Below are 17,508 nucleotides of genomic sequence, written 5' to 3' on the forward strand. Positions count from 1 at the left end.
TCCTAGCCGATACGCAGCCAGACGGTGGTGTCCGGCGGAAGGAGGCCGCTGTCCAGCGGACTGCTGGACAGCAGGATGTGCCGGTGTTTCGGTAACCCGACCGGTGTCGCGGAGAGGTTGACGACACAGGCAAAACTCGGGTCTCGCTCGAACGCCAGCACGTCCGGGCCGAAGCCGCCGGACCACCGCAAATCGCCGTCGCCGAGCGCTGTTTCGGTGCGCCGCAACCCAAGCGCCGCGCGATAGAGGGCGAGCATGGAGCCGGGGTCGGTGGCCTGCGCCGACATCGTGACGTCGGACCAGTCCGCCGGCTGCGGCAGCCACGGTGCGGCCGAGTCCGGTGGACTGAATCCGTACGGCGGCGCGGATCCGCTCCACGGCAGCGGCACACGGCAGCCGTCGCGGCCGCGGTCCGTGTGTCCTGAGCGCGTCCAGACCGGGTCCTGGCGCACCTCGTCCGGCAGGTCCTCGACCTCCGCGAGACCGAATTCCTCGCCTTGGTAAAGGTAAACGCTGCCCGGCAGCGCCATCGCCAGCAGCGCCGCGGCTCTGGCTCGGCGGGTGCCAAGCGCGCGGTCGGTCGGTGCGCCGTGTTGCCGGTCGCCGAAGTCGAATCCAGTGTCCTCGCGGCCATATCTGGTGACGTGGCGGGTCACGTCGTGGTTGGACAGGACCCAGCTCGGCGCCGCCTGGACCGGCGCGTGCGTCGCGAGCGTACGGTCGACTACCGCGCGCAGCGCACCAGCTTTCCACTGACAGGACAGAAAGTCGAAGTTGAAGGCGGTGTGCAGTTCGTCGGATCGCAGATAGCGGGCGAATCTGTCCGGATCCGGCTGCCACATCTCCGCGACGAACGCGCGGTCGCCGTCGTAGGCGTCGGAGATTTTCCGCCAGCTGCGATAGATCTCGTGCACGCCGTCCTGGTCGAAGTACGGCGTCGCCGGCGACTCGAAGTCGACGATGTCCGGCAGGCCGTCCTGTTTCACCAGCCCGTCGGCCACGTCGATGCGCAGGCCGTCGACGCCGCGCTCCAGCCAGAACCGCAGGATGTCCTCGAACTCCTTGCGTACGCGCGAGTTGTCCCAGTTGAGATCGGGTTGTTCCGGGCTGAAGATGTGCAGGTACCACTGGCCTGGCGAGCCGTCCGGCTCGGTCACCCTGGTCCATGCTGGTCCGCCAAACCTGGAGCGCCAGTTGTTCGGCGGCAGCTCGCCGTTTTCGCCGCGACCGTCGCGAAACCAGAACAGCTCTCTGGCCGGTGAGCCGGGACCGCCGGCGAGCGCGTCGACAAACCACGGATGTGCGTCGGAGCAGTGGTTTGGCACGATGTCCAGGACGATGCGGAGGTTTTTCTCGTGTGCTTCCGCGATGACCGCCTCTGCCTCCGCGAGCGTGCCATACTTCGGCTCTATCGAACGATAGTCGGAGACGTCATAGCCGGCGTCGGCCATCGGCGACGGATACCATGGAGTGATCCAGATCGCGTCGATCCCCAGGTCGGCCAGATACGGCAACCGCTGGCGCAGGCCCGCGAGGTCGCCGATGCCGTCGCCGTTTCCGTCCGCGAAACTCTGGAGATATACCTGATAGATCGCGGCGCTTCGCCACCAACGCACGTCGTGACGCCTTTCTGTCGGAGAGATCAGCCTTTGATGCCGCCGGCGGTCAGGCCGGCGATGATGTGTCGCTGGAACAGCAGGAAAAGCGCGATCGTCGGCAGGCAGGTGAGCACCAGTCCGGCCAGCAGCAGGTTGATCGGCGTGAACTCGACGACCCGCTGCAGCGCGACGCTGAGCGTCTGGCTGTCCGGTTCGGGGAAGACCAGCAACGGCCAGATGAAGTCCTTCCAGGCGGCCACCACCGCGAAAATCGAGACCACTGCGAGGATCGGACGCGCCAGCGGCAGGACGACGCGTACGAGCGTCGTCACCGGACCGGCGCCGTCGATCCTGGCGGCGTCGATAAGCTCGGCGGGGATCTGGTCGAAGAACCGCTTCAACAAATAGATGTTGAAGGCGTTGGCCGCGGCCGGCAGCCAGACAGCCGCTGGGTTGTTGATCAGGTTGACGTGGATCAGCGGCACGTCGCTGACCGTCAGGTACGTCGGCACCAGCACGGCCGAGGCCGGAAGCATCAGCGTCGCCAGCATCATGCCGAGCACGAGCCGGCCGAGTTTCGGCCGCAGTTTGGAAAGCGCGTACGCTGCCGGCACCGCTATCGTCAGTTGGACGAGCCAGGCGCCGATCGTGACGACCAGCGTGTTGACGAAGTAGTGGCCGAGCTCCAGCTTGTCCCATGCCTGCGGATAGGTCTGCGGCTGCCACGACTGGGGGAGAACGGTCGGTGGCACGCGCGCCAACTCGGCCGCCGGCTTCATCGCGCCGAGCACCATCCACACCAACGGCAGGACGAAAGCCACTGTGAACGCGATGAAAACCAGGCAGAAGACGGTCCAGTAGATGACGCGTCCACGCGTGCTCCGCAGGGCTGAAGGTGACACGAGTGTCCTGATCGGACGGTCGATGGTCGCCATGATGCTCCGCTCAGCTCTCGGACCGGGTCAGCCGCAGGTAGAGGCCGGAAAACGCTGCCAGCACCAGGAAAAGCAACAAGCTCAACGCGCTGGCCGTGCCGAAGTCGTTGTAGACGAACGCATATCGATAGAGCAGCAGCAGGACGGTCACCGTCGAGTCTTCCGGCCCGCCACCGGTGAGGATGTATGGCTCCGTGAAAACCTGCATGGTGGCCACGATCTGCAGCAGCAGCAGAATCAGCAGCACAAACCGGGTCTGCGGGATGGTGACGTGCCGCAGCCGCTGCCACAGTCCGGCGCCGTCCAGCTCGGCCGCCTCGTACAGGTCGCCGCGAATGGTTTGCAGTGCGGCCAGATAGATCAGCGTGGCCGAGCCCATGTTGGCCCAGGTGGAGACCAACACCAGCGAGATCATCGCGGTGCTGGTCGAGTCCAGCCAGGCCGGTTGTGGCAGGCCGAAAATCCGCAGGACGCTGTTGAAAGGGCCGGGACCGGGGTCATACAGCCATTTCCACAACAGCGCGGCGACCACCGGAGGCAGCATCACCGGCAGATAGACCAGCAGCCGGAAGTACGCACGCAGGTGTCGCAGCTCGTTGAGCACCACCGCGGTGGCGAATGGCACTGCGAATCCGAGCACCAGCGCCAACACCGTGAAGTAGAGCGTGTTTCGCCAAGCCACCAGGAAAAGCGGGTCCTTGACGAGTTTTGCGAAGTTGTCCAGGCCGACCCAGGCCGGTGCGTTGACGAAGTCGACCTGTTGGAAGCTGAGCAGCACGCCGCGAACGATCGGATACCAGGAGAAGACCGCGAAGACCACGAGCGCGGCACAGAGGAAACCGTACGCAGTCAGGTTGTCGGTCACCAGCCGCCGCAACCGTCCGTTTTGGCGGACCGGCGGTGATTCCGTAACGATCTGCTCCGCGGCGCGCCTGCTCAGCAACGTCATCGCGCGGTCACCGTGCCTGTGCGTAGATCGCGTCGACCTTGGCCTGCGCGTCAGCCAACAGCTTGTTGATGTCCGCGTCACGGTTGGTCAACACGGCCTGCATGACGTTGTCCAGCACGGCATAGACCTGTTGCGCGTTTGGCGGCTCGACGTTTTGCTTCAGTGCCGTGACCCCGTCGACATAGGGCTGGTAGTTTCGCACCGGCACGGTCGCATTGGCCTTCTTGAGCTGCTCCTGCCGGTCGCGGACCGGTCCGGCGGTCCAGATGTCGGTGACCGGCGAGACCGGCAGGCCGACCGGCTGCTTGTCCGCGACATAACGCCTGAGGTTGGTCTCGATCCGGTCCGGGTTGAGGAATTTCCACTGCAGCCAGGTCAGACCGGCCTTGATCTTGGCCGGCGTCGCCTTCGGATTGAGCATGTAGCCCTCGCCGCCGACCAGCGTGCCCTGGCCGCCAGGCATCGCGGCCAGACCGTAGTCGGCGTAGTTTCCCTTGAACTGGTTGACAAGCACCGGCACGTTGTCCGGCGCGGCGAGATACATGCCGAGCTGGCCGGCTCCCATCATCCGCTGTACGTCCTCGATCTGCAGCAGCTGCCGAGATCCCATCGAGTTGTCATCCCAGCGCATCTGGTGCAGATACGTCAGTGCCGCGCGGCCTTTGTCGTTGTTGAAATCCGACTTCCAGGTGTCGCCGCTCCTGACCGCGACATCGCCACCCATCGCATACATCCAGGCGGTGAAATGCCAGCCACCCTGGTTGTTCTTACTGTAGTCGGCATATCCGACGGTGTTGTTGCCGAGCGCTGCGATCTTCTTGGCCGCGGCGCGTACGTCGTCCCAGGTTTTCGGAGGTTTGTTGGGATCGAGGCCTGCTTTGGTGAAGAGCGTACGGTTGTAGAGCAGGCCCATGGTGTAGTTGGCGGTCGGCACGCCGTAGTATTTGCCTTTGCCGTCACTGAAAACGTCGCGCAGTTGCGGCTGGATGTCCTGGTAGTGCGCGACCGACGGCAGATAGGACGTGATGTCCGCAGCCTGGTGGCGCGCGATCAGCTGCGCCGGATCGGTGAGATAGACATAGAAAACGTCCTCGAGCTTGCCGCTGGCCAGCTTGGCGTTGAAGGTCTTGGGATCCATGAAACCTTCGTGCGGCTGGATGTCGATGGTGGGATGCGCCTTCTCGAAGGCGGCCACGTCCTGGTCGAAAATCTTCCGGTCGAATGCCTGGCTCTTCGGTGGCTGGCCGTTGATCGAGATGACCACCTTGCCGTTGGCGTCGCCGGGGGAGGAGCCGCAGGCGGTCGCGGCCAGGCACACGGCGGCGACGCCGATGAGTGCGAGCGTTCTCGTGGTGCGGGAAAAGGTCATCGGTGCAGCGCCTTCCTGCGCGTGGGGAGGCCGATGTGTGACTGGCACCATAAGCGGCCGATGCAGCGCGACGCAATATCACGACGGAAATTCGTAAAATCCTGACAGGCTGCAAGAGAAGGCAAGTTTTGCAACGGTCAAACATCAAGCAAGCAGTGAATTGCCGACAATTCGGTCGGCGACGACGTGGTCAGTGTGAAGCGGCTGACGTTGGTTGCAGCGCCGGCGCCGTCGATCCGCGTACGACCAGCTCCGGCTCGTACAGCAGCTCCTCGGTCGGCACATGGCCGCCGTCCAACTGCGTCGCGAGCAACTCGACGGCCGCGTATCCCATCGCTTCGATCGGTTGGCGGATCGTGGTCAGCGGCGGGTCGACGCAGGTCATCAGCGCGGAGTCGTCGTATCCGACAACGGAAACTCCGGTCGGACACCGCATGCCGGCGCGGCGTACGGCACGGATCGCGCCGAGCGCCAGCGGATCGCTCGCGCAGACCACCGCCGTGACGTCGTTGCGCAGCAGGCGCACCGTCGCGGCTTGTCCGCCTTCCAGCGAGAACATCGCGTGCTCGATCACGTCCGGTGTCGCTGGGAGGCCGACTTCTCTCGCGTACGCGCGAAAAGCCGCCAGCTTACGCCGGGACGGCAGGTGGTCAGGCGGACCGAGCAGCAACCCGACGCGGCGATGGCCGAGCGCGACCAGATGGGTCAGCGCCTGTTCCGCGGCAACCGCGTCATCGCAGGAAACGCGAGGAAAATCCAGGCCATCCACTGCCGCGTTGACCAACACGGTCGGCAGCCGTCGTTCCATCAAAGCGCGGTAGTGGTCATGCCGCGCGGCGGCTTGCGTATAAAGGCCACCGGCGAAGACGACACCAGAAACGTGCTGCTGCAGCAGAAGATCGAGGTGGTCGGCTTCCGAGACGCCACCTGCCGTACCGGTGCACAACACCGGCGTGAAGCCGCGTTGCGCGAGCGCATTTCCGACGACGTCCGCGAAAGCGGGAAAAATCGGGTTTTGCAGCTCCGGCACCACCAGACCGACGAGTTTGGCGCGCTCGCCGCGCAACTGCGTCGGCCGTTCGTATCCGAGCACGTCAAGCGCGGTCAGCACGGCCACTCTGGTGGCCTCCGCGACGCCGGGTTTGCCGTTCAGGACGCGGCTGACCGTCGCCTCGCTGACTCCCACCTTCTCGGCGACCTCGGCCAGCCTTTTACGCGCCATGCGAGCATCTTACGGCACGGCTTGCGAAAGCTTGCAAAATCTTTGCAAGCTATGGTTGCGGTGTCGCGTTGGCGACGTACCACGGTGCGAGCAGCGCGGCTGTCTCGGTGAGCCGCGGCGCGTAGCCGAGGAGTTCGTCGATGCCGACCAGGAAGGTCACCGTCGACACGCTCAGGCCGCCGATCGGCCGCCCGCGCCGGTCGAGCAGTGGCGCGGCGACGCACCGGATGGTCGGCTCGTTTTCCTCGTCGTCCAACGCATAACCTTGCTCGCGTACTTCCGCGAGGTGCGTTTCGAGTTGGTCGGGATCGGTGATCGTCGCAGCGGTGCGCGCCGGCAGACCGGACTCGGCGAGCAGATGGCGGCGCTCGGCGGACGGCAGGTGCGCCAGGATCGCCTTGCCGATCGCCGTGCTGTGCAACGGAAGCTGCATGCCGACGTGCGAGGCCATCCGATATGGCTGATTTCCCTCGATCTTGTTGACGTAGACGGCCTGGTTTCCGCTGCGCAGCGCCACATGCACGGTGTGGTCCACAGTGGACTGGAACTGCCGCAGGATCGACTCGGCGCCGGCACCGTGCGCGCCGGCCAGCCGCGCGGACAGCGCGTACGACCGCGGACCCGGCGCGTACCGGCCGGAACCGTCCGCGCTGACGAAGCCGGCTTCGCCCAGCTGGGCCAAAATCCGGTGCACGCTCGGCTTGCTGACGCCGGTCTCGGCGGCGATGTGGCCGAGCCGGTGCGGACCGACGCCGGTCGCCACCGCCTCCAGGATGCGCAGTGCTCGCAGCGCCGCGCCATCCACCGGTTGCTCCGTCTGGTCCGTGGCCGGGACCGTCACGTTGACACCTCCGCCGCTGCGTCCATAGGCTCCCGTTCATGGTAATGGAATCACGTTCCGCTCACCAGAATTCGGCGGTCGTCGATCGTATTGGTGCGGCCAAGGTGCTGCCGGTGCTGCGCGCGGCGGACGTCGAGACCGCGAACGGCTATGTGCAGGCGGTGCGGCGTGCCGGCCTGGGGGCCATCGAGCTGACGGCGACCATCCCCGGCTGGCAGGAGCTGTTGCCGGATGTGGTCAAGAACGCCGGGGACGCGTTGATCGGCATGGGCACGGTCACCACTGCCGCTGACGCGCAGGTCGCCGTCGACCGCGGCGCGCATTTCCTGGTGAGTCCCTATCCGGCTGCCGCCGTACGGAGTTTTGCGGCGGAGGCGGGGATTCTGTTCATCGAAGGTGGCATGACCCCAGGAGAGCTGGCGGTGACCATGTCGGCCGGCATCGGCAAACTCTTTCCCGCACACGTCGGCGGACCGAGTTTCCTGAAGTCGGTGATGGCCATCCTGCCTGGCCTGAAAATCGTTCCCACCGGCGGAATTTCCGTCGCGGACGTACCAAAATGGCTTGCCGCCGGTGCTTTCGCGGTCGGAGTCGGCAGCGATCTCTACGCCGATGGAGACATCGCCGCCAAACTCGCCGCCGTCATTAGCGCTCAATAGCCACATTCGCGGCGTCCGGCCGATCCGTCATCCAGGTCACCCTGGCTGAGATCTCCGGTGCTATCCCGAACCACCGCACGGCTATGGCGCATCCCCGCTCCACTCAGCCTGGACGCGCAGGATTATTGAGCGTGCCTCCGATCCATACTGTGCGATCTTGGCCATCTCGCCGAAGATCCGGAGGTAAATCGCTATCTCGTCGGGCTCGGTGATGTGGAGATCGGCCGCGAATGTCTCCGCGTTGACGATGTTTTGGTCGTATACCCAGAAGCCATGCATTGGCGGAACGGCAGGCTGAGATTCATCCGGAATGCCCCCAAAACGCGGGCTAGGAATTGTGGTCGCGCTCACGAGTCTGTCGAACTGGCCGTGCACTATCTCTGGTGTGCACACTCGGTATCGCAGCGCAGCTTCGGTTAGCGCGATGTGAATACGCCTGCCTCGCCGGTAGAAGCAGTTGTTGCCGCCCCATGCGAGCAGCCACGGCGTCGTCCAGATCATCCGGCGCGCCGTAGTAGTCCATGCCTGGTTCGAGGAGTGTGTAGGCGTATTCCGGAGTCTGTAACAAACCTGAGATCAGCGCCGACTCGAAGTTTCGGACAACGCTGCTGTTCGCCTCGATTTTCGAGTAGTCGCGCTGATAGGACGCCTGGCCGTAGCGCAGCTGGCGGCGGAATTGGCGATAATGATCTTCGAGCGTGTGAAGTGCCGCGAGCAGGTTCGCTGTTTCGCTCGTCGCGTCACAGCTGGCTGTCCATGCTCGGATGTCGGCGTCTGACGGCGTTTACTTGCCGGCCTCGATCCGCGAGACCTTGCTCTGGTGCCAACCGTGCGGCTCCGCGAGCTGCTGGCCGGTCAGACGTGTAGTTGCACCTGACGAGTGTCTCGGGATCTTCGGTCAACTCGGCCTCCGGGAGCGTACCGGCCTTTGTATGCCAGGGTATGCGTCAATAGCGGAGTGTAGCCAGGAGGTCGCTAGCCGAGACCCCAGAAGGGGCCGGTGAGGCCGACGGAGGCAAAGTACGAGGCGGCGGATGACGGCTCGCGGCGTTGGTAGCCGCGGTCCAGGCGGCCGGCATACCAGCCTCGTGCGAGCCGCCACAGGGTGGCCAGGTCCATTTCGTAGCCGCGCGGATTGTGCGTACGGGCCAGCCAGGTGGTGACGCAGGCGGAGTCGCAGAAAATCCGTTGGTTGTCGCACGCGCGCACGACGTCGTCCCAGACTTTGGCGACTGGCAGGAGAAAATGCGCGACCTGCGGTCCCGGTGGTGGCTCGTCGGCGCGTACGGTCCAGGCGTGGGGCGTGCCGCAGTTGCGGCAGCGGGTGGCGACCAGCACCTCCGGCTCGGCCGGCACCAGGTGAGGGATCGCGAAGGAGTCCCAGGCGCAGCCACCCCACCACAGGGTTTTGGTCCCCATCACGGAAAATCCGAGCGGGATGGTGGCAAAGGGATGCGCCATCACGATGTGTCCGTCGCGCAACACGAGGTCGCGGCTTTCGTGCAGCCGGCCGAGTGCGGCGGTGACGGTTGCGACGTCCAGTCCGGTGTCCATGGCCAGGTCCGCGACAGTCGGCTCGATGCCGGTGGCGCTCAGGCGAGCATAAACGGCAAGGCGTACGTCCTCATCCACGTTTTCACCGTACAGCGCCGGCAAACGCGCGTCGCGTCGGTTCGTCGGCGGGGAAGAACGACTCGATGGCCAGCTCTGTCAAGGTGATGTCCATCGGCGTGCCGAAGGTGGCGATAGTGCTGAAAAAAGACAGCTCAGCGTCACCTTGGCGGATCCGCATCGGAATGACAAGGTCTGCGGCGGAAGGGAAAGCCGGGTGGTCATCGACCGGAGCGCCGTACGCGACAACCTCGTCGTAGAGCTTCTTCAGCGCCTCGCTGCCGCTCGCGACGATCTGCCGATGCAGCCGAGCGAGCAGATGTTCGCGCCACTGAGCCAAATTGACGATCCGCGTCGCGGCGCCGTCCGGATGCAGTGCGAGCCGCATGACATTGATCGGCGGCTTGAGCAGTTCAGGCGAAATGCCGTCGAGCAATGCGGTCATGCCGGTGTTGCTGGCGACCAAGGTCCAGCTCTCGTCCATGACCAGCGCCGGATATGGCTCGTGGCCGGCCAGGATCGTGTCGATCGCGACGCGTACGTCGTGCATTTCCGGCGCATCCAACGGAGTCTCCGAGTATGCGGGTGCGTGGCCGGCGGCGACCAGAAGTGCGTTGCGCGCCCGGACCGGCACGTCGAGATGTTCGGCCAGTCGCAACACCATGTCGCGACTCGGCTGCGCGCGACCGGTTTCGATGAAGCTGAGATGGCGCGCCGAGATGTTGGCGATCAGTGCGAGCTCAAGCTGGCTCAGCCGCCGGCGCTGCCGCCAGTCGCGCAGCAGCGGACCGATGCGCAGCGTTTGTTGAGGAGCGACCACAACGGCGACTCTACGGCGGCGGGTGCCGGAAGCCTATTACCTCCGAGGTAATGGACGCCGTTCTCGCGGCCGGTCAGGATGCGACCATGCAGATCGGGATCATGCTGCCGAGCCGTGAGACCGCGATGACCGGCCGGCACGACGCGGCAGGCCTGGTGCGGTTCGCGCGGCGCGCCGAGGAAGCGGGCCTCGACTCGGTGTGGACCGGCGAATCCGTGTTGGCGCGTACGCGCGTCGAGCCGCTGTCGTTGCTCTCCGCGGTCGCGGGGGCGACCAGCCGCGTATGCCTCGGCACCGCCGCGCTGATCGGTCCACTCCGCCATCACTTGGCCCTGGCTTCGCAGGCCGCGACGGTCGACCAGCTCTCCGGCGGCCGGCTCATCCTCGGACTCGGTGCCGGCGCGCCGATGCCGGAAAGCAGAGGCGAGTTCGAGGCGCTCGGCGTCCCGTTCGCCGGTCGTACGAGCCGGCTGGACGACCTGGTCGATCAGTGCCGCCAGTGGTGGCGCGGCGGCGACGCGTTGCCGGCCGTACAACCAGGCGGGCCGCCATTGTGGCTCGCCGGTGGCGACAGCCCACGTGTCATTGCGCGCGTCGCCAGCCATTTCGACGGCTGGCTGCCTTACATGCCGGACGCCGGAGCATATGCGCGTGCCTGGAAGGAGATTTCGTCGCAGACGGAGGAAAACGGGCGCATGGTGACACCTGGTCTTTACGCGACGCTGGTGATCGCCGACCGAGCGAACGACGTTCTCGACGCGTATGCGCGTGCGTACTATCGCCAGCCGTTGTCGGTCATGAACCAGCTGCAGGCATATCACGGGGGCTCGGCGGCGTCGTGTCTCGACTGGCTCGGCCACTATGTCGAGGCCGGCGCGCGGCACCTGATCCTGCGCATCGGATCGGTTGACGCGGATGAACAGCTGGATCTGATCGGTGAGCGGCTGCTGCCGGATCTACGCTCGATGTCGAGGAGGATTCCATGACTGTGCTGTCGACCGATGACCTCGCGGGCCTGATCAGGCTGATCCCGTTCGCGGAGGAACTGGGGATCGAGCTGACCGAGGCGACTCCCGAGCGTGTGGTCGCCACGATGGCGTGGGCCGAGCAGAGGTGTACGACGGGCGGCGTCATCCACGGCGGCGCGTTGATGGCCTTCGCCGACACGATCGGCGCCTTGTGTGCGGCGGTGAACCTGCCGGCTGGTGCCGGCACCGCGACGATCGAGTCGAAGACCAACTTCTTCCGCGCCGTACGCGACGGTGTCGTGACCGCGACCGGGAAGCCTTTGCACGTCGGACGGAGCACGATCGTCGCGCAGACGAACCTCACCGACGACAAGGGTCGGCTGGTCGGCCAGGTGACCCAGACGCAGGCGGTGTTGCCCGGCCGACCGCAGGACACACCGGCCGCGAAGGACTAGTACGGCGGCTCTTCTGGGTAGCCGGGCTGCCTGTGTGGTGGTGGCCGGTTTTCGGTGGGTGGTGTGACGCCGCCGAGTGGTGGCGGCCGGGTGGCGTAGGTGTGGCCGGTGGGGGTGGTCCAGATGGTTTCGGCGGTGTCCGGGTCGATGCGGAAGTGCCAGTTGGAGTGGGTTTTGCGCTGGTGGTGGTGGGCGCAGAGCATCTCGTTGCTCTCCACGCACGTCTCACCACCGGCGTCAAACGGGATGCCGTGGTCGTACTGGCACCGTTCGGCGATGCGGCCGCAGCCGGGGCTGCGGCAGGTCTGGTCGCGCAACTCCACGAACTCGCGGACCTGCGGACTCGGCCGGTAGCGCCGCTCCCCGAGAGCGACAAGCTGTCCGGTCTGCGGGTCGTGCACGGCGGTTTTCCAGAACGCCGCCTGCGCGGCCAACTGGCGGCACAGCTCTGGAGGGATCGACCCGAATCCTGGCAGATAGCCAGGGTCACCGGTCAACCCGAGCAGGGTCCCGAGCGGGACCAGGACGCGGATGTCGATACGCGGCAACGGCTGCCGCAGAAACCCGACGGCAACCGGCCGGTACCCGCTGGCGGCGGACCCTCGACGCGGCGGGTGTCCTCCTCGGCGGCGAACCGGCGCTCACCGTCGCAGAGCTGGCCGCACATCTCGTCACACGCGTCCGGGTGCGCATCCCGGTGCTCGGTTTCGCCGACTGTGGAATCGGTGTGCGCATCAGGCTGCGCATCAGGCTGCGGCGCAGCCGGCGGTTCCGGCCGCTGCTCAACAGCCGACTCAGCAGCCGACTCGGCCGGCGGGTCGGTTGGCGGGTTGGGTGGGTCGGTGAGGGTGTCGCGGAGCTTGTCGCCGATCGTGTTGTTGAGCCGGTCGGCCAGATCCTCGGACAGCCCCGGCATCGGGCCGATGCCGCCGCGGACCACGATGTCCACCAGAGCATCCGCGCGGCGCTGCTGAATACCACGAGGGTCGTCGGGTGCGGCGGTCCGCGCGTACGCGTCGATCACCGCCATCACCTGCACCACCTCATCGGCGGTCAACACCGCGCAGAGCAGGCCATGGCGTCATCCAAGGCACGGATCGAGACGTTGCGGGTCTTCTTCGCCGACCGATGCCGACGATTAGCCGCCTGCGGGTCGGCTTTGTCGATCTCGTACCGCAACGCCCGCCGCAACTCCCGCGAGTTATACCCACCCGCCTTCGGCAGCACGATCGCCCGCACCCGCGCCGCGATCAGCGGGTCATCAACGGCGGCCAGCTCTTCGGTGCAGATCTGCGACGTGTAGTCATTGATCACCCCGGCCGCCTGCGCCACCCACACATCCCGATACGTACCGGTGACCTGCAACGACCGATCCACCCGCCACCGCGCCTGACCCGGTGTCAACCGCAACGCGGCAGCGAACTCATCAGCACACCAACTCCGCGCCAACTCCGCCATCATCGCCAACTTCTGCGCACCAGCAGCCGACTCCACCCGATCAAGCCCACCGCCGCATCCACAATCTCCGCATCCGACAACAACACAGGATCCGGCACATCGCGCGAGTCGAACAGCAACCGCAGACCACCAGAGGCACCCCCGGCGACCCGCGGCAACTCCTCAACCAACATAACCCATATCGTACAGACGTTCGAGAACACTTCGAACACCGGGTCCGGTCAAACGGCGCGGAAGGTACGCCGATAGGCCATCGGCGACTGCCCGACGTACCTGCCGAAATGCTGGCGCATCGCCACCGAGCTGCCAAACCCACAATGTCGACAGATGACCTCGACGGACAGGCTGGTGGTCTCCAGCAGCTCCTGAGCACGGTGTACGCGCTGCCGCAGCAGCCACCGCAGCGGCGTCGTGCCGGTCTGTTCCTGGAATTTTCGGCGCAGCGTACGCGGACTCATTCCCGCGTACGCCGCGATGTCCGCGATGGTCAGCGGCTCGGCGAGCCGTTGCCGGACCCACCGCATCGTCGGCTCGAGCGAACCGAGCGCCGGATGTGTCGTGTACGGCGCCTGACCTCCGTCGCGCTGTGGCGCCGCGACCATGTGGCGAGCGACGTCGGCGGCGACCGCGGCACCGAAATCCTTGCGGATCATATGAAGACACATGTCGATGCCGCTGGCGGCGCCGGCGGAGGTGAGTACGTCGCCGTAGTCGACGAAAAGCGCCTTCGTGTCGACCTGCACCCGCGCATAGCGCTCGGCGATGACATGCCGCCGCGACCAGTGCGTCGCGGTCCGCCGGCCGTCCAGCAGCCCGGACGCCGCCACCACTCGCGCACCTCCGGAGCTGACGGACGCGATCCGGATGCCACGCCGATGCGCCTCCCTCAGCAGGTCAAGCGCTTCGGCTGAAGGCTCGTCGTGGCTGGCCAGACCGATGACGACGATGGTGTCGGCGTCGAGTGCGTCGGCCAACGCGTACCTGGCCGTATAGCGATACATCTCGACGCCGCCGACGCCGGTGACGGCCAGATCGTGACCGTCGCCGCACACGCGTACGTCGTAAAGGCGCTGCTTTTCCGATGAGTACGCGGCACTGAACACCTGCAGCGGCATCGACAGGTCGAGGCTGTGGACCCCGTCGAAGACAAGAACTGCCAGCCGATGCATGACCGAAATCTATCGGAGATCGGCATTCCCGCGTATGTCATGAAACCTCGATCGCCACGACGATGAGCAGATGCGGGCGACAGACCTACGACGCATCCTCGCCGTGCAGGGATTGCGCTCGTGCGGCTACGGATTCGGCAGCGTGTTCCTCGGAACAACGCTGGCGACAAGTGGACTGTCCGCCACCCAGGTCGGAGCCGTGTTCGCGACCATGCTCGCCGGCATGGCCGGCTCGTCGCTGCTGGTCGGCCGGTACGCGGATCGCCTCGGCCGGCGGCGCTGCTACGTCACCTTTCTCGTGGTCATGGCGGTCGCCGCCGCGGTGTTCGCTCTCACCGACTGGTTTCCGCTGCTCGTTATCGCCGCGCTCACCGGCACACTTTCCATCGATCCCAACGAATCCGGACCGATCAGCACCTTGGAACAAGCCATGATCGGCAATGCGCCTGCGCGCGTACGCGTTTTCGGCCGGTACACGCCGTCGCCTACCTCGCCGGATCACTCGGCACATTGCTCGCCGGCGGTCCCGCCGCACTTCGCGGTCTCTGGCCGGGTGTTCCGGCCGACCGGCGATGGCTGCTCGTCCTGTCCGTGTTGGCGATCCTCGCCGCGCTCATCGCCACTCGGCTCAGCGATGCCGTCGAACCGACGGTCGCGCACAGGTCGTGCGGGGGACTGGTGCATTCTCGCCGTACGGTGCGACGGCTTGCCGCCTTGTTCGCCGTCGACGCGTTCGCCGGCGGTTTCACCGCACAGGCGTTCCTGGTTTTCTGGTTCACCCGCGAATACGGCGCGACCGCGCAGCTGATGGCCGTCGTGTTTTTCGCCGCCGGGCTGCTCCAGGCGGCGTCGAGTGTCGTGGCAGGCCGGCTCGGCGAGCGCATTGGACTGCTCAACACGATGGTCTTCACCCATCTGCCGGCCAACCTGCTCCTTGCCGCGATTCCTTTCATGCCTGCCTTGCCGATCGCGGTGATTCTGCTGCTAGTGCGCTCCGCGCTGTCGCAAATGGACGTACCAGCACGCCAGGCCTACGTCGTCACCATGGTCGACCCCGGCGAACGCACCGCGGCCGCCGCCTACACCAACACCGCGCGATACGCCGCGCGGCCGGTCGCGCCGCTGGCCGCCGTCGCGCTGATGCAGTTTCCCTGGATCGGTCTGCCATTCCTCGCCGCCGCCGGACTGAGAATCGCCTACGACCTCACGCTCTACACGCTTTTCCGGCACGCGCGACCGATGAGTGACCAGGCACGAGCGTATGGTCATCAACCATGTTGATCATCGGTGGCAGCGGCCTGCTTGGACGCGAGTTGGTACGCCAATCGCTGGCCGCTGGCAAGGAAGTCGCTGCGACCTATCTGACGAGACCGGCCGAATTGGCCGCGTCCTGGCACCCGCTGGATCTGCGCGACCGAGACGCCGTCGCGGACCTCATGCGAGTCGTACGACCAAATGTCGTCATCAACGCCGCGTTCCAGCAGTACGACTGGTCGAGCACAGCCGATGGCGCCGCGCATCTCGCACTCGCCGCGGCCGGAACGCGTTTTGTTCACGTGTCGAGCGACGCCGTCTTCTCCGGAGAGGCAGTCCATTACGACGAAACAGCAATGCCAGACCCGATAACTCCCTACGGTGCTGCGAAAGCGGCGGCCGAGACCGCCATAAAAGCCATCGCGCCAAGCGCCGTCATCGCGCGTACGTCGCTGATTATTGGTGGCGGCGCATCACAACACGAGCGGCGCGTATCTGCCGGTGGCGAGTTTTTCGTGAACGACATCCGTTGCCCCGTCCACGTGACGGACCTGGCCGCCGCGTTGCTCGAACTCGCCGACTCCGACCATGCCGGCATCCATCACGTCGCCGGCACGGACGCGATCAGCCGTTACGAGCTCGGCAGGCTGATCGCCGAGCGTGACGGCTTGGATCCGGCCAGACTCCGGTCGGGTCGGCGCGTCATCGGACCATTCGACGTGCGCCTCGACTGTGCCTGTACGCAGCGGAAACTGCGGACCAGGCTACGCGGCGCGCGTGAGTTCCTGGGCTAGCCGAAATGCCGACATGCGCGAGCCGTGATATGCATAACTCATGCATGATAGAGTGGCGAATCTGGTCGGTGCCGCCGCGCTCACGATCGGTGACCAGCTGACGGCGGCGGCCACCGCGGCGGCAGGTACCAGCGCGAGCGGTGCGGCCGCGCTGATGGCACTGCACTACCAGCCTGGACTCGGCATTACCGAGCTGGGGACGCGGATCGGGCTGAGTCAGCCGGCAGCCGTACGCATGGTCGACGCGCTCGAGGCGGCTGGCCTGGTCAAACGTCAACGGCCGGGCGGACGCGCGATTTCGGTGCGGCTCACGGCCTCCGGTGCGCGGGCGGCCGAACGTGCCCGGCAGGCAAAGCAGGACGTGTTGGTGCGTACGGTCAGCCGCTTGCCGGCGACTCAACGCAAGGAGCTTGAGCGAGCGCTGGTGGTCGTGCTCGACGGCTTGTACGACGACGTCCGGTCCGAGCACGTCGTGTGCCGGCTGTGTGACCGCGATGCCTGTCTGGCAAAGAAAAACGTGTGTCCGGTCGGCCGCGCGGCGCGGGAGCGAGGAGGTGGTCCGGATGGGTGAGGCGTTCGCTCTGTCGGCCGCATTGTGTTTCGGCGTCACACATTTCGTCTGCGGTGTGCTGGCGAAGCGATCCGACGGCGTGACGGTTGCGTTGTACGGTCAGATAAGTGGCACGATCGCCAGCGTTCCACTGCTCTGGCTCGGCTCGTCGAGCCCGGGCGCTCTCGGTTGGGGTGCGTTGTCCGGTCTCGGGACGGCGGCCGGCATCGGCTGCCTCTATCTGGCGATGGGGCGCGGGGCGGTGAGCATCGCCGCGCCGGCCAGCGATCTGGGTGCGGCTGTTTTGCCAGTGTTGGTGGGGATCGTGTTTCTCGCCGAGCGGCCAGCGGTCTTCGCGCTCGTCGGCATGGTCGCGGCGCTGCCGGCGATCTATCTGGTCTCGCGCGGCAAGGAGACCGGCGCGTCCGACCTGAGCTCGTTGGGCCTGGCGCTGCTCGCCGGCGTTGGCTTGGGTACGCATTTCGTTGCCATTGGGGCGATCGGTCCGCACGACGGTTTCGCGCCGATCGTGGTCAGCCGGCTGGTTTCCGTGCTGCCGCTGGCCTTTCTGGCCGCGGTACGGTCAAAGCTGACGATGCCGGCGAAACCGATGGTCGGTGCCGCCGCGGCCGGGGTGGTCGGCACGCTCGCGACCGTGCTGTATTTTGTCGCGACACGCAGCGAACTGGTGGCGACCGCTGCCGTACTCTCCGCACTCTATCCGGCGATTCCGGTCGTCCTCGCGCTGGTTTTCCTGCGTGAGCGGATCAGCCGCCGGCAGGTCGCCGGCCTGCTCTGCGCCGGCGCGGCGATCGGGTTGATCGCCGCGTCCGGAAACTGACGGGCGTTTCGCCGC

Annotated in this window: 21 protein-coding genes and 2 pseudogenes; 8 read left to right on the forward strand and 15 right to left on the reverse strand. The window is 66.1% G+C overall.

Annotation, left to right across the window (positions count from 1 at the left end):
- Window positions 1-2: 2 nt before the first annotated feature.
- The 6 genes from GNX95_RS00735 to GNX95_RS00760 all read right to left on the reverse strand — a co-directional run bounded on the left by GNX95_RS00735 (window position 3) and on the right by GNX95_RS00760 (window position 6,914).
- On the reverse strand, window positions 3-1,616 hold the full coding sequence (locus GNX95_RS00735; RefSeq protein ID WP_246281473.1) for a glycoside hydrolase family 13 protein: 1,614 nt from the start codon (window positions 1,614-1,616) through the stop codon (window positions 3-5).
- A gap of 26 nt (window positions 1,617-1,642) precedes the next feature.
- Window positions 1,643-2,533: a carbohydrate ABC transporter permease gene (locus GNX95_RS00740; RefSeq protein ID WP_222853318.1), complete on the reverse strand. Its 891-nt coding sequence runs from the start codon at window positions 2,531-2,533 to the stop codon at window positions 1,643-1,645.
- A 10-nt stretch (window positions 2,534-2,543) separates the two neighbouring features.
- Window positions 2,544-3,482: a carbohydrate ABC transporter permease gene (locus GNX95_RS00745; protein WP_163504913.1), complete on the reverse strand. Its 939-nt coding sequence runs from the start codon at window positions 3,480-3,482 to the stop codon at window positions 2,544-2,546.
- A 7-nt stretch (window positions 3,483-3,489) separates the two neighbouring features.
- A complete protein-coding gene (locus tag GNX95_RS00750; protein WP_163504915.1) occupies window positions 3,490-4,851 on the reverse strand; it encodes an ABC transporter substrate-binding protein in 1,362 nt (453 codons plus the stop codon).
- Between the two features lie 190 nt (window positions 4,852-5,041).
- Window positions 5,042-6,073: a LacI family DNA-binding transcriptional regulator gene (locus GNX95_RS00755; RefSeq protein ID WP_163504916.1), complete on the reverse strand. Its 1,032-nt coding sequence runs from the start codon at window positions 6,071-6,073 to the stop codon at window positions 5,042-5,044.
- A 49-nt stretch (window positions 6,074-6,122) separates the two neighbouring features.
- Complete coding sequence (locus GNX95_RS00760; RefSeq protein ID WP_163504918.1) at window positions 6,123-6,914, reverse strand: IclR family transcriptional regulator; 792 nt, start codon at window positions 6,912-6,914, stop codon at window positions 6,123-6,125.
- Window positions 6,915-6,958: 44 nt separating this feature from the next.
- Here GNX95_RS00760 and GNX95_RS00765 point away from each other — a divergent pair, with 44 nt between their 5' ends.
- Window positions 6,959-7,573, forward strand: a complete 615-nt coding sequence (locus tag GNX95_RS00765) for a bifunctional 4-hydroxy-2-oxoglutarate aldolase/2-dehydro-3-deoxy-phosphogluconate aldolase (RefSeq protein WP_163504920.1) — start codon at window positions 6,959-6,961, stop codon at window positions 7,571-7,573.
- 81 nt (window positions 7,574-7,654) lie between these two features.
- On the opposite strand, the gene GNX95_RS42910 is transcribed toward GNX95_RS00765, so the two are convergent.
- The 4 genes and pseudogenes from GNX95_RS42910 to GNX95_RS00780 form a co-directional block, all read right to left on the reverse strand.
- Window positions 7,655-8,074 (reverse strand): Scr1 family TA system antitoxin-like transcriptional regulator, encoded by a 420-nt coding sequence (locus GNX95_RS42910; protein ID WP_163504922.1) that lies wholly within the window; start codon window positions 8,072-8,074, stop codon window positions 7,655-7,657.
- Window position 8,075: 1 nt separating this feature from the next.
- Window positions 8,076-8,339, reverse strand: a pseudogene (locus GNX95_RS44120) (Scr1 family TA system antitoxin-like transcriptional regulator); the annotation flags it as partial.
- 209 nt (window positions 8,340-8,548) lie between these two features.
- Window positions 8,549-9,205 carry an organomercurial lyase gene (gene merB, locus GNX95_RS00775; RefSeq protein ID WP_222853319.1) on the reverse strand — a complete coding sequence of 219 codons (657 nt, stop codon included), beginning with the start codon at window positions 9,203-9,205 and terminating at the stop codon, window positions 8,549-8,551.
- A 4-nt stretch (window positions 9,206-9,209) separates the two neighbouring features.
- Window positions 9,210-10,004: a helix-turn-helix domain-containing protein gene (locus GNX95_RS00780; protein ID WP_163504924.1), complete on the reverse strand. Its 795-nt coding sequence runs from the start codon at window positions 10,002-10,004 to the stop codon at window positions 9,210-9,212.
- An 86-nt stretch (window positions 10,005-10,090) separates the two neighbouring features.
- On the opposite strand from GNX95_RS00780, the gene GNX95_RS00785 reads away from it, so the two are divergent.
- Together GNX95_RS00785 and GNX95_RS00790 are read left to right on the forward strand one after the other, a co-directional pair.
- Window positions 10,091-10,990, forward strand: a complete 900-nt coding sequence (locus GNX95_RS00785; RefSeq protein WP_163504927.1) for an LLM class flavin-dependent oxidoreductase — start codon at window positions 10,091-10,093, stop codon at window positions 10,988-10,990.
- Complete coding sequence (locus tag GNX95_RS00790; protein ID WP_163504929.1) at window positions 10,987-11,427, forward strand: PaaI family thioesterase; 441 nt, start codon at window positions 10,987-10,989, stop codon at window positions 11,425-11,427. Before GNX95_RS00785 ends, GNX95_RS00790 begins: the two co-directional genes overlap by 4 nt.
- Here the strand turns inward: GNX95_RS00790 and GNX95_RS00795 are convergent.
- The 5 genes from GNX95_RS00795 to GNX95_RS00815 are packed head-to-tail and all read right to left on the reverse strand — an operon-like array spanning window position 11,424 to window position 14,054.
- On the reverse strand, window positions 11,424-11,924 hold the full coding sequence (locus GNX95_RS00795; RefSeq protein WP_163504931.1) for an HNH endonuclease signature motif containing protein: 501 nt from the start codon (window positions 11,922-11,924) through the stop codon (window positions 11,424-11,426). The two genes, GNX95_RS00790 and GNX95_RS00795, sit on opposite strands and share 4 nt — an antisense overlap.
- Window positions 11,921-12,460 (reverse strand): hypothetical protein, encoded by a 540-nt coding sequence (locus tag GNX95_RS00800; RefSeq protein WP_163504933.1) that lies wholly within the window; start codon window positions 12,458-12,460, stop codon window positions 11,921-11,923. Before GNX95_RS00800 ends, GNX95_RS00795 begins: the two co-directional genes overlap by 4 nt.
- A gap of 20 nt (window positions 12,461-12,480) precedes the next feature.
- On the reverse strand, window positions 12,481-12,888 hold the full coding sequence (locus GNX95_RS00805) for a DUF222 domain-containing protein (RefSeq protein WP_163504935.1): 408 nt from the start codon (window positions 12,886-12,888) through the stop codon (window positions 12,481-12,483).
- Window positions 12,885-13,058 carry a hypothetical protein gene (locus tag GNX95_RS00810; RefSeq protein ID WP_163504937.1) on the reverse strand — a complete coding sequence of 58 codons (174 nt, stop codon included), beginning with the start codon at window positions 13,056-13,058 and terminating at the stop codon, window positions 12,885-12,887. The genes GNX95_RS00805 and GNX95_RS00810 overlap by 4 nt, the downstream gene beginning before the upstream one ends.
- A 48-nt stretch (window positions 13,059-13,106) precedes the next feature.
- Window positions 13,107-14,054, reverse strand: a complete 948-nt coding sequence (locus tag GNX95_RS00815; RefSeq protein WP_163504939.1) for a GlxA family transcriptional regulator — start codon at window positions 14,052-14,054, stop codon at window positions 13,107-13,109.
- Between the two features lie 70 nt (window positions 14,055-14,124).
- Between GNX95_RS00815 and GNX95_RS44125 the strand changes: the two are divergent.
- The 5 genes and pseudogenes from GNX95_RS44125 to GNX95_RS00840 all read left to right on the forward strand — a co-directional run.
- Window positions 14,125-14,418 (forward strand): annotated as a pseudogene (locus GNX95_RS44125) (MFS transporter); the annotation flags it as partial.
- Window positions 14,419-14,564: 146 nt separating this feature from the next.
- Window positions 14,565-15,335 (forward strand): MFS transporter, encoded by a 771-nt coding sequence (locus tag GNX95_RS00825; RefSeq protein ID WP_246281474.1) that lies wholly within the window; start codon window positions 14,565-14,567, stop codon window positions 15,333-15,335.
- Window positions 15,329-16,102, forward strand: a complete 774-nt coding sequence (locus tag GNX95_RS00830) for a sugar nucleotide-binding protein (RefSeq protein ID WP_163504945.1) — start codon at window positions 15,329-15,331, stop codon at window positions 16,100-16,102. The genes GNX95_RS00825 and GNX95_RS00830 overlap by 7 nt, the downstream gene beginning before the upstream one ends.
- Before the next feature lie 40 nt (window positions 16,103-16,142).
- Window positions 16,143-16,673: a MarR family winged helix-turn-helix transcriptional regulator gene (locus GNX95_RS00835; RefSeq protein WP_163504947.1), complete on the forward strand. Its 531-nt coding sequence runs from the start codon at window positions 16,143-16,145 to the stop codon at window positions 16,671-16,673.
- Window positions 16,666-17,493, forward strand: coding sequence for a DMT family transporter (locus GNX95_RS00840; protein ID WP_163504948.1), 828 nt, complete (start codon window positions 16,666-16,668; stop codon window positions 17,491-17,493). The genes GNX95_RS00835 and GNX95_RS00840 overlap by 8 nt, the downstream gene beginning before the upstream one ends.
- Window positions 17,494-17,508 lie beyond the last annotated feature (15 nt).

Origin of the sequence: Fodinicola acaciae, assembly GCF_010993745.1 — a bacterium.
Lineage (GTDB): Bacteria > Actinomycetota > Actinomycetes > Mycobacteriales > HKI-0501 > Fodinicola > Fodinicola acaciae.